Origin of the sequence: Maricaulis parjimensis (genome assembly GCF_016817355.1) — a bacterium.
Lineage (GTDB): Bacteria > Pseudomonadota > Alphaproteobacteria > Caulobacterales > Maricaulaceae > Maricaulis > Maricaulis parjimensis.
In genome coordinates this window covers 732849-747649 of the sequence record NZ_JADOTT010000001.1, presented here as the reverse complement: position 1 = coordinate 747649, position 14801 = coordinate 732849, and the positions used below count along the sequence as shown (strand labels likewise).

The 14801-nt window shown below is 62.1% G+C and carries 12 protein-coding genes; 4 read left to right on the top strand and 8 right to left on the bottom strand.

Annotated features, from left to right (window positions below; translation table 11 throughout):
* Nucleotides 1-108: 108 nt before the first annotated feature.
* Nucleotides 109-1050 carry a proline racemase family protein gene (locus tag I0K07_RS03370; protein ID WP_203291304.1) on the bottom strand — a complete coding sequence of 314 codons (942 nt, stop codon included), beginning with the start codon at nt 1048-1050 and terminating at the stop codon, nt 109-111.
* 9 nt (nt 1051-1059) lie between these two features.
* Entirely contained in the window at nt 1060-2001 is a 942-nt protein-coding gene (locus I0K07_RS03365) for a dihydrodipicolinate synthase family protein (RefSeq protein WP_203291302.1), read from the bottom strand.
* Between the two features lie 179 nt (nt 2002-2180).
* Between I0K07_RS03365 and egtB the strand changes: the two genes are divergently transcribed.
* Nucleotides 2181-3425, top strand: a complete 1245-nt coding sequence (egtB, locus tag I0K07_RS03360) for an ergothioneine biosynthesis protein EgtB (RefSeq protein ID WP_203291300.1) — start codon at nt 2181-2183, stop codon at nt 3423-3425.
* Nucleotides 3426-3438: 13 nt separating this feature from the next.
* On the top strand, nt 3439-4371 hold the full coding sequence (gene egtD, locus I0K07_RS03355; RefSeq protein WP_203291298.1) for an L-histidine N(alpha)-methyltransferase: 933 nt from the start codon (nt 3439-3441) through the stop codon (nt 4369-4371).
* 4 nt (nt 4372-4375) lie between these two features.
* Here egtD and I0K07_RS03350 read toward each other — a convergent pair whose 3' ends face one another.
* From I0K07_RS03350 to I0K07_RS03335, 4 genes are read right to left on the bottom strand one after another with little or no spacing between them, the layout of a single operon-like run.
* Nucleotides 4376-4582: a YgaP family membrane protein gene (locus tag I0K07_RS03350; protein ID WP_203291296.1), complete on the bottom strand. Its 207-nt coding sequence runs from the start codon at nt 4580-4582 to the stop codon at nt 4376-4378.
* Nucleotides 4579-7848 (bottom strand): efflux RND transporter permease subunit, encoded by a 3270-nt coding sequence (locus I0K07_RS03345; RefSeq protein WP_203291294.1) that lies wholly within the window; start codon nt 7846-7848, stop codon nt 4579-4581. The genes I0K07_RS03350 and I0K07_RS03345 overlap by 4 nt, the downstream gene beginning before the upstream one ends.
* Nucleotides 7845-8813 (bottom strand): efflux RND transporter periplasmic adaptor subunit, encoded by a 969-nt coding sequence (locus tag I0K07_RS03340; RefSeq protein WP_203291292.1) that lies wholly within the window; start codon nt 8811-8813, stop codon nt 7845-7847. The genes I0K07_RS03345 and I0K07_RS03340 overlap by 4 nt, the downstream gene beginning before the upstream one ends.
* A gap of 8 nt (nt 8814-8821) precedes the next feature.
* Complete coding sequence (locus I0K07_RS03335) at nt 8822-9172, bottom strand: rhodanese-like domain-containing protein (RefSeq protein ID WP_203291290.1); 351 nt, start codon at nt 9170-9172, stop codon at nt 8822-8824.
* Between the two features lie 81 nt (nt 9173-9253).
* Between I0K07_RS03335 and I0K07_RS03330 the strand changes: the two genes are divergently transcribed.
* Together I0K07_RS03330 and I0K07_RS03325 are read left to right on the top strand one after the other, a co-directional pair.
* Nucleotides 9254-9595 (top strand): ArsR/SmtB family transcription factor, encoded by a 342-nt coding sequence (locus I0K07_RS03330; RefSeq protein ID WP_420828473.1) that lies wholly within the window; start codon nt 9254-9256, stop codon nt 9593-9595.
* A gap of 50 nt (nt 9596-9645) precedes the next feature.
* Nucleotides 9646-10926 carry an NAD(P)/FAD-dependent oxidoreductase gene (locus I0K07_RS03325; RefSeq protein WP_203291287.1) on the top strand — a complete coding sequence of 427 codons (1281 nt, stop codon included), beginning with the start codon at nt 9646-9648 and terminating at the stop codon, nt 10924-10926.
* Between the two features lie 108 nt (nt 10927-11034).
* On the opposite strand, the gene I0K07_RS03320 is transcribed toward I0K07_RS03325, so the two are convergent.
* Together I0K07_RS03320 and I0K07_RS03315 are read right to left on the bottom strand one after the other, a co-directional pair.
* Nucleotides 11035-12369 (bottom strand): MFS transporter, encoded by a 1335-nt coding sequence (locus I0K07_RS03320; RefSeq protein ID WP_203291285.1) that lies wholly within the window; start codon nt 12367-12369, stop codon nt 11035-11037.
* Nucleotides 12370-12497: 128 nt separating this feature from the next.
* Nucleotides 12498-14780: a TonB-dependent receptor gene (locus I0K07_RS03315; RefSeq protein ID WP_203291283.1), complete on the bottom strand. Its 2283-nt coding sequence runs from the start codon at nt 14778-14780 to the stop codon at nt 12498-12500.
* Nucleotides 14781-14801: the final 21 nt, after the last annotated feature.

Below are 14801 nucleotides of genomic sequence, written 5' to 3'. Positions count from 1 at the left end.
CTTCGCAGACTTCAATTGGCAAGCCTCTTGAGCGCTTTCCGCAAATTGGGTTTGCCCGAAAACCAAACCATATGGTGAAATCGCCAAAACTTGCGATACTCGGTATGCCTAGCCCTCCGGAATCCCCAGACCGAAAGGATCCGTCGCATCGGTCAGGATGCGCGTATCGGCGAAAACATGCGCCTGGCCGGTCACACTGGGAATAATGCCGGCGCGGCCCGGCCGATAACGCGCAGTGAAGCGGCTTCCGATAATGCTCTCCTGGACCCAGTCCCGGCCCGGCTCGAGCTGACCGCGTGCGGCGAGACAGGCCAGTTTGGCGCTGGTCCCTGTTCCGCAGGGTGAGCGATCATAGGCACCACCGGGACAGAGTACGAAATTGCGGCTATCCGCCCCTTCCCCTGCCTGTGCTGTGGTCACCTCGATATGGTCGATCTCGGCACCCTCGCGGCCGGTGAAGCCCTGGTCCGCCAGCGCCCGCCTGACCGCCCAGCTCTTGCGGGTCAGGATTTCAATCCGGGACGGATCGAGCCCGTCCTCACCCAGCTGCTTCGCATCGACCAGGAAGAACCAGTTTCCACCCCAGGCGATATCACCCCGTACCGGGCCCAGACCCGGCACATCCAGCGTGACATCAAGTGACAGGCAATCACTTTCGATATTCTCGAAGCAAACCGTATTGGCATCGATCAGATCGAGCGCCACTGGCCCGACCGGCGTCTCCAGAACATGGCAACCCGGTGCCATACGGCCCAGCCAGGCCAGGGTCGCGCCCAGACCAATCGTGCCGTGCCCGCACATGCCCAGATATCCGGACGTGTTGAAAAAGATCACGCCTGCCGCGGCACCCTCATGCTCCGGCTCGCACAACAGTGCGCCCACCATGGCGTCTGAGCATTTCGGCTCCAACACACAGCGCCGGCGATAATCATCAAAGCGCTCCGCGAAAACCTGCAGACGTTCCGACAGGGGCCCCCGGCCCAGCTCCGGACCGCCCTCGATGAGCACCCGCGTCGGCTGGCCGCCCGTATGGCTGTCGATGACCCGCATGGCACGGCCTCAATCCGTCGCGCCCGGCCAGCTGGCCCACCAGTCGCGGAACCGCTTCCAGCTTGCATCCACAAAGGCCAGCTGGGACGGGGTCAGCGCGTCCGTCGCGTAGAGCTGGTGCTGATATTCAGCATGACCTTCGAGCACCATGAGACGCTTGTAGTGGAGGACAAGGTCCGGCCCTTCATCAAAGGTGGCCAGAACCATCATGGCCTCGCTCAATTCCAGGGCGAGACGCCGTGCCTGCGCATCGCCCGCGGCCGCCCGCTTCGACAGTTCGACAAGGCGAAGCACTTCACGCGGCAGGGCATTGCCCACACCGGTAATCGCGCCGGTCGCGCCGCAATTCACATAGCCATGGAAGACCTGGGTATCGACGCCCACCATGAGGGTGAGCGCGTCATCCCCGCTGGTGATGTGTTCGGCCGCATAGCTCAGCGAGTCAGCCCCGCCAAACTCCTTGAACCCGATCAGGTTGGGATGATCCTTGCGCAGGTCGAAGAAGAGGTCCGCCCGGGTCTCGAACCCGTAATAGGGCGAGTTGTAGATCACCGCCGGCAGGTCCGGTGCCGCACCCAGTACGGCGGCAAAATGGGTTCGCTGCGCCTGGGGTGAAATGCCCCGGGACAGAACCCGCGGGATCACCATCAGCCCGGCCGCGCCGGCCTGGGCCGCCCGCTCGACGATAGCAACAGCGCGCTGCGTGTTCTGGGCACCCGTCCCGACCACGACAGGAATGCCGGCCCCGCACAGGCGATCCACGCCTTCGCAGCGCTGCTCATCCGTCAGCAGGGGCCAATCCCCCATGGAGCCGCAATACACGACGGCATCCATGCCGGCAGCCATCAGATCCTGGCCGGTTTTGACCAGAGCCGCGAAATCCGGCTCGCCGGCCGCATTGCAGGGCGTCATCAGGGCCGGCATGCAGCCGGAAAAGACAGATTGGGTCATCGCGCCCTCCTCACACGAATTTGAATCCGGACGCGCCCATCTCAGGTCGACGACCGGCCAGTGGCAAGCCATCTATTCAGGCACTTGTCTCTTTTTTCGAGAGAAAGGTTTCCCTCGGCAACGTTTCGCGTTGGAATGGGGGATCACCCTTCTCATGGCAGCGACCCCGAGGATGATCCATGAGCCTGGCCGCCAGCCCCAACAGCCTGGCCCCGCAGGACGTCAACCAATTCTTTTCGAGCGTCCGTTCCCGAACCCTGGAACTCGTGAAACCTCTCAGCGCAGAGGACATGATGCTCCAGTCGATGGAGGATGCCAGCCCTGCCAAATGGCATCTGGCCCACACGACCTGGTTTTTCGAGGAATTCATCCTGCGGCCCAACCTGCCCGGCTACACCTCACCGGATGAGCGCTTCGCCGTCCTGTTCAATTCCTATTATGTGCAGGCCGGTCCGCGGCATGCGCGCGACCGGCGCGGGCTGATTTCCCGCCCCGGGCTCGACGCTGTTCTCGATTATCGCCGCCATGTCGAAGACGCGCTGATTGACCTGTTGGCCACCGGTCGACCCGAGATTTGCGCTTTGACGGAACTGGGTTGTCATCACGAAATGCAGCACCAGGAACTCCTGGTCACCGACCTGCTTCACGGCCTCTCATTCAATCCGCTCCTGCCAGCCTACAAGGACCCTGAGCCCTTTCCCGTGACCGAAGCGCCTGCGCTCGAATTCCAACGGTTTGACGAGGGCCTGACCGGGATTGGTCATGACGGTTCAGGGTTTGCCTTTGACTGTGAAAGCCCCCGCCACCGCCTGTTCCAGCCCGCCTTCCAGATCGCCAACCGCGCTGTCACAAACCGCGACTGGATCGAATTCATGGAAGATGGCGGCTATGAAACGCCAGAGCTTTGGCTGATGGACGGCTGGGCAGTGCGCGAGCGCGAGAACTGGGACAGCCCGCTCTATTGGTGGCAACAGGACGGGGAATGGTGGTCTTACACGCTGCGCGGCCCGCAACCAGTCGCGCTGGACGCACCGGTGGTCCATGTCAGCTATTACGAGGCCGATGCCCATGCCCGCTGGGCCGGCGCCCGGCTTCCAACCGAAGCCGAACACGAAATCGCGTTCCGCGACACACCCATCGAGGGGAATTTCGCAGACCGGAACCAGTTCCGCCCCCTGCCTGGACACGGCACTTGGGGCGATGTCTGGGAATGGACGCAAAGCGCCTTCTCCCCCTATCCGGGCTTCAAGCCCAGCGCCGGCGCTATCGGCGAGTACAATGGGAAATTCATGATCAACCAGATGGTCCTGCGCGGCGGGTCCTGTGCCACGCCACGCGCGCAGATGCGGCCGAGCTACCGCACCTTCTTCTACCCCCATCAACGCTGGCAGATGCTGGGCCTGCGCCTGGCGAAGGATATCTGACTTGGATACCGCAATGATCCACGATAGCGACTTCGCGATGTCGGCCCTGGAAGGGCTGCAAGCCTCGCCGAAATGGCTCGACAGCAAATGGCTGTATGACACGCACGGCAGTGCGATTTTCGAGCAGATCACGCAATTGCCCGAATACTACCCGACCCGGACGGAGACCGGGATCCTCAAGGACCAGATCGACGCCCTCAGCGCCGTACTGGAGCCCGGGCAAGTCCTTGTCGAACTGGGCAGCGGGGCCAGTGTGAAGACACGCATCCTGCTGGACGCGGCAAGCGGGCTGCGCGCCTATGTTCCCGTCGATATCTCGGCGGATTTTCTGGAAGAGACGGCAGAAGATCTGCGAAAGGCCTATCCGGACACACCGATCCGGCCAGTCGTGGCAGACTTCACCGGTGAGATCACCTTGCCGCAAGCCCTGGACGACGCACCCAAGACGGCGTTCTTTCCCGGCTCGACCATCGGCAATCTGCCGCATGACACAGCATCCGCCATGCTCGACCGGCTGAGCCGCTGGCCGGGCATCGAGGCGCTGATCCTGGGTCTGGACCTGGTCAAGGACACGGCGACGCTGGTGGACGCCTATGATGATCAGGCCGGCGTAACAGCCGACTTCAACCTCAATCTCCTGCGCCGGATGAACCGGGAGATCGGGGCGGATTTCGACCTGTCAGCCTTCCGCCATGAAGCCCGCTGGAATGCGCAGCTCAGCCGGATCGAGATGCATCTGGTCAGTGAGCGGGCGCAGACCGTAACCGTGGCGGGGCAGGCGATCCGCTTTGCCAAGGGCGAAAGCATTCACACCGAAAACAGCCGCAAATACACCCGCGAGGGCTTCGCGGCGATCGCTGACCGGGGTGGTTGGGAAATCGCCGATTTCCTCACCGACACCGATCAGCTGTTCGCGGTGGCTGTGCTGAGGCCCAAGCGGGCCTGACAAGCTAGCGGAAGTCGCAGCTGCCTTCGTGCAGGCCCATCGCCTTGAAGATCATCGCGGCGGGGCAAAAGCCCGTGACGCTGGTCTGCATCAGGTTCAAGCTGACAAAGCCGGTCAGCAGCAGGAACCAGGGGCTCACAAGCCAGGCCAGGACCGCTGACAACAGGGCCATGAAGCCGGCAAACATCATTACTGCGCGTCCAAGGGTCATGAGAGGTCTCCTTGCTCGGAACCACTGGTCTCAGCTTCGCTGGCCAGCGTCTTGGGTTGATAGGGTTGGTCACCGTCCTTGAAGACGATGTAGATGGCGGGGATGACGAGCACGGTCAGCAGGGTGGACGAGGCCAGCCCGAACAGGAGCGAGATCGCCAGTCCCTGGAAGATCGGATCGCCCAGGATCACCGCCGCACCAATCATGGCCGCCAGAGCGGTCAGCAGGATCGGTTTGAAGCGGATCGCCCCGGCATTCAGCAGGGTTTCCCGCAAGGGCTCGCCATTGCCGGCACTGTGCCGGATGAAGTCCACCAAGAGGATGGAGTTCCGAACAATGATGCCGGCCAGGGCAATGAAGCCGATCATGGATGTCGCCGTGAAGGCCGCGCCGAACATCCAATGGCCCAGCATGATGCCGATGAAGGTCAGCGGGATCGGCGTTAGGATGATGAGCGGCACCCGGAAGGAGCCGAACTGGGCGACAACGAGGACATAAATGCCCAACAGGGCCACCATGAAAGCGGCACCCATGTCACGGAAGGTCACATAGGTGATCTCCCATTCGCCATCCCAGAGCAGGGTGACTTCGTCATCGCTGTCCGGCTGGCCATACATGCGGATCTGCGGCTGGGGCAGATCACCCCAGTCATGGGCCGCAATGGCGTCCTGGACGGCGAACATGCCGTAGATCGGGGCCTCGAAAGCCCCCGCCAGTTCGCCCATCACCATTTCCAGGGAGCGGCCGTCGCGGCGGAAGATCGGATAGGAGCCCGGCTCTTCCGTCACGGACACCACATCGCCCAGTTCCACAACGGTCCGGTTGCCCGGCAGCGTGTTGGCAGGAACCGGCGTTGAGGCGAGACGTTCGGTCCAATTGCGATCCTCGCGCGGCAGGGCGACGGCAATCTCGATCGGATTGCGGCCTTCGCCTCGGTGGGAATAGCCCACCGGCATGCCGCCGATCAGGGCCGCGATCGTGTCATAGACATCCGATTGCTGGACGCCGAAATATTCCAGGCTGTCCTGGTCGATCGCAATGCGCAGACGCGGGCGCGGTTCGCCGAAACTGTCATCCGTATCAACGATATAGTCGATCTCGTTGAAGACGCTGCGGACTTCGCGGGCCACCGCCCGGCGGGTTTCGGCATCGGGACCGTAGATCTCGGCCAGCAATGTGGCGATCACCGGCGGTCCGGGCGGAATTTCCGCAATGCGGATGCTGGTGCCGGCCGGCACATCCAAATCCGCCAGAAGCTCACGCGCTTCCAGCGCAATCTCGTGGGAAGACCGGTCGCGATGGTGCTTGGCTTCCAGATTGACCTGGAGGTCGCCCTGTTCCGGACGGCTGCGCAGATAATAATGGCGCACCAGGCCGTTGAAATTGAACGGGGCCGAGGTACCGGAATAGGCCTGGATATGGGTCGCTTCGGGCAGTTCGGCGAGGCGGTCGGCCGCGGCCATCAGCACGCGTTCCGTCCGCTCCAGCGTGGCACCTTCGGGGAGGTCGACAATGACCTGGAATTCCGACTTGTTGTCGAAAGGCAGGAGTTTGACCGTCACGGCCTGGAAGCCGAACAGGGACATGGAGGCCAGGGTCAGCACGCCCACGCTGAGCAACAGGATCCAGGCATTGCGGCGGGACTGCACCACCCAGGCGGCGACCTTCCGGTATCCCTTGCCCAGAATGCCTTCATGACCCTCGGCATGACCGTGGACATCCCCTTTGCGGCGGCCGGCTATGACCAGCATCAGCCAGGGCGTCAGCACCATGGCGACAAAGAAGGAAAAGATCATCGCGGCCGATGCATTGACCGGGATCGGCGCCATATAGGGGCCCATCAGGCCGGACACGAAGAGCATGGGCAGGAGCGCGGCCACGACGGTGAGCGTGGCCACAATGGTGGGATTACCCACTTCGGCCACAGCCTCGACAGCCGCCTGGACGCGCGGACGCTCGTCTTTCATGCCCCAATGGCGGGCAATATTCTCAATCACGACAATGGCGTCATCAACCAAGATGCCGATCGAGAAGATCAGGGCGAAGAGCGAGACCCGGTTGATCGTGTAGCCCATCAGGTTTGAAGCAAACAGGGTCAGGAGGATGGTCGTCGGGATGACCACGAAGACGACGAGGCCTTCGCGCCAGCCGATGACAAAGGTCACGAGCAGGACGATGGAAACCGTTGCCAGAGCGAGGTGGAAGAGAAGCTCATTGGCCTTCTCGTTCGCGGTTTCGCCGTAATTCCGGGTGACGGTGACATCGACACCTTCCGGGATCAGGCTGCCACGCAGAAGCTCGAGCCGCTCAACAATGTGCTCGGACACCACAACGGCGTTCGCGCCTTCGCGCTTGGCAATGGCGAGGGTGACGGCCGGCGTACGCGTCCAGGCGCCTTCATGGCCGTCGCGCGTCAGCATCCAGGCACGCGAGTCAGCCGGTTCCGGACCGATCACGACATCCGCGACATCTCGGACATAGACCGGACGGCCATCGCGTGTGGTCAGGAGGAGCAGGCCGATATCGGGCATGCCCTGGAGCGTCTGACCCGCCACGACACTTTGCGTCTGGTCGGCCGCGCTCACGCGGCCAGCCGGGAAGGCGCGATTGGCTTCCGCGATACGGCCCGCCAGCTGTTGCAGGGTCACACCGTATTGCGACAGGCGCTCAGGATCGGGCTCGACACGGATCTGGTCCGAACGGCCACCGGTAATATAGGTCAGGCCGACATCGTCGACCGACATCAGCGAAGCCCGCAATTCCTCGGCGATATTGTAAAGCGCATTGTCGTCCCACCGCTCGGCCAGGTCCGGAGGGGGCGACAGGGTAAGCGCGACGATCGCGACATCATTGATCCCGCGGCCCACGACGAGCGGTTCCGGAATGCCCATCGGCATCCGGTCCATATTGGCGCGCAGGCGTTCATGCACGCGCAGGATCGCATCATCGGCATCCGTGCCGACATCGAAACGCGCGGTGACCATGACCTGGTCATCCTCGGTCTGGGAATAGACGTGCTCGACCGCATTGATGGAGCGGATGATCGCTTCCAGCGGTTCGGTGACCAGTTCGACGGCATCGGTGGCGCGCAGGCCATCGGCCCGCACAATGACATCCACCATCGGAACGGAGATTTGCGGCTCTTCTTCGCGCGGGATCACCATCAGCGCCAGGAAACCCATGGCCAGTGCGGCCATCAGGATGAGAGGCGTCAGCGGCGACCGGATGAAGGCGCGGGCGAGATTTCCGGAAAGACCGAGCTTCATGGCCGCACCAGGACATCACCGGCCGACAGGCCGCTCAGGATTTCAACACCCTGCGATGTCTCCAGACCGCGCTGGACCACGATTTCCGTATCATGGCCATTGCTCAGCTGCAGGCGCACATAATCGACACCATAGCGGGTGGAGATGTAGTCAGCCGGGATCAAAATCGCATCGCGAGCGTCCACGGTGACATAGACACGGACGCGCTCACCCACGAAGAAGTCACCCAGCCCGTCAACGACGGCATCGGCGACGACACGGCCATCCTCGATACGCGGATAGACCTGGCGGATACGGCCCGTCGGCGCGACTTCACCACCCAGGGCAGCCGTGCCGATCTCCACAGGATCCCCTTCGGAGATCGTGCGGGCATGGCGTTCCGGCAGGCGCAGGCGGAGGAGATAAAGGTCCGATGCGATCGTGGCGACGGCTTCACCCGGCAGGATCACACTGCCCGAGGTGACGGGCACAGCCAGGACACGGCCGCTGGCCGGTGCGAGCACATCGCCCTCACGCGATTGCTGGACCAGGACATCCCGCGAGCGGCGAGCGGCGGCCAGCTGGCCGCTGACAACATCCACCTGCGTCCGCGCCTGATCGAGCCGGGCCTGGGGGTAGATGCCCCGCTCGTGAAGGTCCTCGGCGCGCTCCAGATCAATCTCGGCCTGGGAGAATTGGGCTGCGAAAGCATTGGCTTGGGCATTGGCCGCCGCAATCTGCGGCGCCAGACGGTCATCGACGACGACAGCCAGGACATCACCGGCCTCAACCGAATCCCCTTCATCGACCTGCAACTGGCCGATCGTGCCGCCGATGCGGGCGCGCGCCGTTATCGTGTCGATACTCTCGACCGTTGCGAACACCGCCTTGCGGTCGGGGATTTCCGTCTGCTCGACCGTGTGAGTGTCGGCAGTCTGCAGGCTGGCCGCTGCCAGTGCGAGGCTGAGAATGAGGCCGGTCGCCATGATGTCACCTATTTCGGATCAATGACCTGACCCGTCGCCGGGTCGATCGTAACGGTGGGAAGGCCAGCGGATTTCCAGGCCATGAGGCCACCCTTGAGATGGGCGGTGATGTCGACGCCGGCGGCGGCGCAGCGCTGCAGGGCGTCCATGGAACGCTTGCCGGAACCACACTGCAGGATCACATCGCGCGTCTTGTCGACCGGAATGGATTTGGGCTCGAAGGTCGAGAGCGGATGCAGGGACGCGCCATGCAGGCGCTCGGTTGCAAATTCGCGCGGCTCACGCACATCAATGATGACGGCTTCTCCGGCCTGAACGGCGTCATGGACGGTTTTCGGATCAAGTTCGCGAAGGCTCATTGGAGGGGCTCCTGCCGTGTTCAACAATATGATTGACACCTAATATAGTCTTCTCTAAATTAGTGTCAACTAATTCAGGAGGTGCGTTTGACCTCGCCCGACCCGCAAATCCAGGATCTGCAATCCCAGGCAGGCGAAGCCGCCGGTTTTCTCAAACAGCTGGCCAATGAAAAACGCCTGCTCATCCTGTGCCGCCTCGCCATGGGCGAAGCGACGGTGGGCGAACTGTGCGAGGTCGCCGACCTGTCCCAGTCTGCCATGTCCCAGCATCTGGCAAAAATGCGTTCGGAAAAACTGGTCACCGGGCGCAAGGACGGGCTGCAAGTCCACTACTCGATCGCGGACCCGCGCTGCGTCGGCATCCTGCATCACCTGAAATCGCAATTCTGCACGGCCGCAGACGCCCTGGAGGGCAAGGCCTGAATTCAAACGGCCGCCACAAGGACGCGCCGGACAAACGGGAGGAAGTTTCAATGGCCCATATCGTAGTCCTCGGAGCCGGTCTCGGCGGCGTCCCCATGGCACTGGAGGCGCGCAAGGAATTGCGCAAGGAAGACCGCATCACCGTGGTGTCGGATTCCGCGACCTTCCATTTCACGCCCTCCAACCCCTGGGTGGCAGTGGACTGGCGCAAGCCGGAACAGATCAAGGTCGAACTCGCCCCGATGTTCAAAAAGAAGGGGATCGACTTCGTCCATGCTGCGGCCACCAAGGTCGTTCCCGAAGACAATGCCATCGAGCTCGATAATGGCGAGCGGTTGACCTATGACTATCTCGTCATCGCGACCGGCCCCCAACTCGCTTTTGACGAAATCGAAGGCCTCGGCCCGCATGGCGGTTTCACCGAGTCCATCTGCCATGTCGATCACGCGGTCGACTCCAATGAGAGCTGGCAGAAATTCGTCGAGAATCCGGGTCCGATTGTTGTCGGCGCGGTCCAGGGCGCGAGCTGTTTCGGCCCCGCCTATGAATTCGCGATGATCCTGGAGACCGATCTGCGCAAGCGGAAGATCCGGGACAAGGTGCCGATGACCTTCGTCACGTCCGAACCCTATGTCGGCCATCTGGGACTGGACGGGGTTGGCGATACGAAGGGCCTGCTGGAAAGCGAGATGCGAAACCGGCACATCAAATGGATCACGTCGGCCCGCGTCACCAAGGTTGAAGACGGCGTGATGCATGTCGAGGAGGTCGCAGAGGACGGCTCGGTCAAGAAGACCCATGAACTCCCCTTCGGCTATTCCATGATGCTGCCGGCCTTCCGGGGCATTGATGCGGTCCGCGATGTGGAAGGCCTGGTCAATCCGCGCGGCTTCATCCTCGTCGACGAACACCAGCGCAATCCGAACTGGAAGAATATCTTCGGTATCGGTGTCTGCGTCGCCATTCCGCCGGTCGAAAACTACGCCGTTCCGGTCGGCGTGCCGAAGACCGGTTTCATGATCGAGTCCATGGTGGTCGCCACAGCCCGCAATCTGCGCGCGGACCTGGACGGCAAACCGGCCGACAATCTGGCCACCTGGAATGCGGTCTGCCTGGCCGATTTCGGCGATGGCGGCGTCGCCTTTGTCGCCATGCCGCAAATCCCACCCCGCAATGTGAACTGGTCCGCCGATGGCGGCTGGGTCCACATGGCCAAGGTCGCCTTCGAAAGCTATTTCGTCGGCAAGATCCGGCGTGGTGTTGGCGAGCCCTTCTACGAGAAGGCTGTGTTCGACATGCTGGGCATCCACAAGGTGAAGGAAAAAGCCTGAGCCTGTCCGGAGAACGCAGCAAAGAAAAGCGCAGGCCTTCCTAGAAGGCCTGCGCTCTTATTTTGGGGTCACCGGAGGTCGCACCTCTGACCCCGGAGTTTTCCGGACTCAGGGGGCGGGGTCAGCCGCAGCCGGCTCGGCACTCGTTCCGCGCAGGCGCACAAACAAGAGCGCCAGGGCAGCGAAGACCGAACCGGAGGCCATGATGATGGCCACGACCTGGATACCCGCACCGGCTTCGAACAGGAAGCCCGCAATGATCGGCCCCAGCGCGGCGCCACCACGGCCAACGCCAATGGCAAATCCGGTGCCTCCGGCCCGCACTTCCGTCGGGAAGCCCTGGGCAAAGAGGGCATAGAGCCCGACCACACCCGCATTGGTGCAGAAACCGGCGAGGGCAGCGATCAGGGAGAGCTGATGGAGGTCTTCCTGCCCGCGACCGAACACGACCACCATGACAGCGCCCAGGACCATGGCGCCGATAACGAGACCGCGCACGCCAAAGCGCTGGGACAGGATGCCCAGAAGCACTGCCCCCATGGCGCCACCCACATTGGCCCAGACCAGCACCCCGCCGGCCAGCGGCGCGGCAAACCCCATATCGACCACGATCTTCGGGATCCATTTCAGGATGAAATAGAAGGTCATGATGTGGAAGAAGTAGGCGAGTGTCAGCAGCAAGGTGATTTGGGCCAGACGCGGGCCGAACAGGGTGCGCACGCCAACCTTCGGCTTGTCTTCCTCTGACAGGTCCGGCAGGGCGGAGACGGCTTCTCGCCCGATGCGCTTGAGCACGGCGTTGATTTTTTCCAGGGCCCGTTTCGGACGGCGCGCTTCCAGGAAATAGACGGATTCCGGCAGCAGCATGAGCACCAGCGGGATGCTGAGTGCCGTAACGGCCCCGCCGAAAATGAAAATGGCGCGCCAGTCGAATTCGGTCAGAAGCATGGAAGCGATGGACCCGCCGACGATCGCGCCCATCGGATAGCCTGCGGCCATGATGGTCACGCAAAGCGACCGATTCTTGAGGTTGGAGAATTCCGCCACCATGGCATTGGTTGCGGCCAGCATGCCGCCAATCCCCAGACCCGTTCCGAAGCGGAAGGCGAGAAGCGTGTTCATGTCATGCGCAAAGGCTGCCGCAAACATGCCGGCCGCCATGATCACGAGACAGGCAAGGATAACGGGGCGGCGCCCAATCCGGTCGGCCAGATTGCCGATAATGATGGAACCGATGGCCATGCCGACCAATTCCATGGCCAGGACAATGCCCAGCGCGCCACGATCAATTCCCCAATCCGCCGCGATGCCGGGTGAGGCAAAACTGATCGACAGGACATCGAACCCATCCAGTGCGTTCAGAAACACACACATGCCCACCGCAATGATTTGCGGGAAGACCATACGGGAATTCTCGATCAGTTCTTTCGGATTTTGGCTCATTTCAAGCCCTCTCCATTGGCTTGGCGGGTCGGTATCCGGCCTCGCAGTTTATCGTCTTTTTCAAGAGACACGCGTCCGGTGATGCCGAGGCCTCACCGGACGCGTCCCTGCTTCGTGCTGGGGCCCGACTAGAAGTCGCGCTCCAGGCCGACATACCAGGTCCGGCCCCGGTCATAGGCGATCTCGGCATAGCCGCTGCCTGTGCCCAGGGAAGAGTTACCCGCGATCGGGTAGACCTCGTCGGTCACATTGTTCAGACCCGCGAAGAAACGCAGATCTCCGTCCGGATTGTCGATCGCAAAGGTGAGGTTCACCAGGGTGACCGCATCCGTTTGCGCAATCTCGACGGTATTGTTGGCATCGAAGAAAGTCTCGGACTGGTAGGAGATGCCGGCACGGGCGCTGGCGCCCCAACCATTATCGAAATCCCAGTCCCGGGCGATGCCGATATTGCCCTGCCATTCCGGTGTGTAGGGCAGGGCATTGCCCACAGCGACACCGGTTGCCAGACCCGCAATCGGATCAAGTTGTTCGATCTTGGCATCCAGATAGCCGATACCGCCCGTGATCTCCCAACCCGGTGCCGGAACCCAGGTGCCTTCCAGTTCGAACCCGTCAACACCGGCCTGGCCGGCATTGGTGATGTAGGGCGCAACACCGGCACGATAGGTGATCTGCAGATCGGTATAGTCCGTCGTGAAGATCGCACCGTTCAGGCGAACCGTATTGTCGGCGAGGTCCAGCTTGAAGCCGACTTCGATGGTTTCCGCCGTTTCCTGGTCGAACGCATGGAACGCATCCAGTTCGGCCTGCGATTGCGGACGGTTGAAGTGGCTGTTCCAGCCACCGCCTTTGAAGCCCTGGGAATAGCTCGCATAGAACATGGCCTGTTCATTCGGGCGATAGCGCAGGGTCACAGACGGCGAGAAGTCGGTGAAGGTGGTTTCATAGAGCTGCACCGGCAGGTATTTGGCGCTGGGATTATTGTAGTTGAACTGGTCCGGGATGGAGCCCTTGGTGTCCTCGGTGTAGCGGCCGCCGAATGTCAGCTGGAACGCCTCGTTGAAGTCATAGGTCCACTGCGTGAACACGGCCCAGGTGGAATCGTCGACGATGACATTGTCACTGTCGAGCTGTTCGCCCGGAGCCGGCGTGTTCAGCTGGACGAGGACCTGGTCATTGGTCTCGTCGCCGCCGAAATAGGCACCGACCACACCATTGAGACGGTCGCCTTCATACAGCATCTGGAATTCCTGGCTGTATTCATCACCACGGCTGTCATAATTGGTGTGCAGGATGGTCAGCGGCGTATTGTCCGCATCGCGGATACCGCGCCAGTTCAAGGTACGGACCGCCGTGATCGACTTCAGCACGATGTTGTCATTCACATCATACTCGAGCACGAGCGAGGCACCGTAGTTCAGCAGCTGGCTGGTCAAGTCATAGGTACCGTTATTGACGAATTCGCCGGCGGCCTGGAAGTCGTTGGCGCAACGCGGATCATCAATCAGCGGCACGGACGGCAGGGCCAGCCAGTTCCCGCCAAAACCCGGACATCCGGCATCGGCCGAGGCCACACGCTGGAAGGTCGCGCTTTCATTGGACGCCGCAAAGACCAGCGGCGAGCCGTTTTCATCGGCGCGGGAATAGTCCATCGACAGACGGGCGGAGAAATTGCTGGTCGGCTCCCAGACGAAACGGGCCGTGGCCAGCCAGTTATTCGTGTCGCCCAGATCCTCGCCCGTATAGGCGCGGGTGACATAACCATCCTGGCGCCGGGCACCATAGGTGAAACGCGAGGTCAGCGTGTCGCTGAACGGCACATCCACACCGGCAAACACATCGATGAGATTGTCGGTGCCCGTCCGAACCCGGACATTGCCACCGAATTCATCGCCAGGCTCACGCGTGGTCAACACGATCGCACCACCGATCGTGTTGCGGCCGAACAGCGTACCCTGCGGACCGCGCAGGACCTGGACACCGGCGATATCGCGGAAATCCATCGTGCCGCCCACGGACTGGCCCATATAGACATCATCGATATAGATGCCGACGCCCGGGTCCACGGTTGCCGTCGGGTCGGTCTGGCCGATACCGCGGATGAAAATCTGCGACGAGGCATTATTGCCGGCCAGCGGTGCATTGTTGGCGAATTGAAGGTTCGGCGTGACCTGGTCGATATCATCGGTAGAGAAGATCTGGGCTTCCTCGAGCATGTCGCCCGTGAAGGCCGTCACGGAAACCGGCGTATCCTGCAGGTTTTCCTCACGGCGACGCGCCGTAACGGTGATGACATCGGTGGAGGCCGAGCTGGCGCTCTCATCCTGGGCCGCAGCCATGCTGGTGACGGACAAGCCGCCGACAAGGGCTGCTCCGCAGAGCAACCACTTCTTGTGGAATCTAGTCATTTTTACTCCCCTTGAGCATGA

Coding starts and splice junctions, on each gene's coding strand:
- I0K07_RS03370 (WP_203291304.1), bottom strand. CDS start 1,050: ATGCGGGTCATCGACAGCCATACGGGCGGCCAGCCGACGCGGGTGCTC.
- I0K07_RS03365 (WP_203291302.1), bottom strand. CDS start 2,001: ATGACCCAATCTGTCTTTTCCGGCTGCATGCCGGCCCTGATGACGCCC.
- egtB (WP_203291300.1), top strand. CDS start 2,181: ATGAGCCTGGCCGCCAGCCCCAACAGCCTGGCCCCGCAGGACGTCAAC.
- egtD (WP_203291298.1), top strand. CDS start 3,439: ATGATCCACGATAGCGACTTCGCGATGTCGGCCCTGGAAGGGCTGCAA.
- I0K07_RS03350 (WP_203291296.1), bottom strand. CDS start 4,582: ATGACCCTTGGACGCGCAGTAATGATGTTTGCCGGCTTCATGGCCCTG.
- I0K07_RS03345 (WP_203291294.1), bottom strand. CDS start 7,848: ATGAAGCTCGGTCTTTCCGGAAATCTCGCCCGCGCCTTCATCCGGTCG.
- I0K07_RS03340 (WP_203291292.1), bottom strand. CDS start 8,813: ATGGCGACCGGCCTCATTCTCAGCCTCGCACTGGCAGCGGCCAGCCTG.
- I0K07_RS03335 (WP_203291290.1), bottom strand. CDS start 9,172: ATGAGCCTTCGCGAACTTGATCCGAAAACCGTCCATGACGCCGTTCAG.
- I0K07_RS03325 (WP_203291287.1), top strand. CDS start 9,646: ATGGCCCATATCGTAGTCCTCGGAGCCGGTCTCGGCGGCGTCCCCATG.
- I0K07_RS03320 (WP_203291285.1), bottom strand. CDS start 12,369: ATGAGCCAAAATCCGAAAGAACTGATCGAGAATTCCCGTATGGTCTTC.
- I0K07_RS03315 (WP_203291283.1), bottom strand. CDS start 14,780: ATGACTAGATTCCACAAGAAGTGGTTGCTCTGCGGAGCAGCCCTTGTC.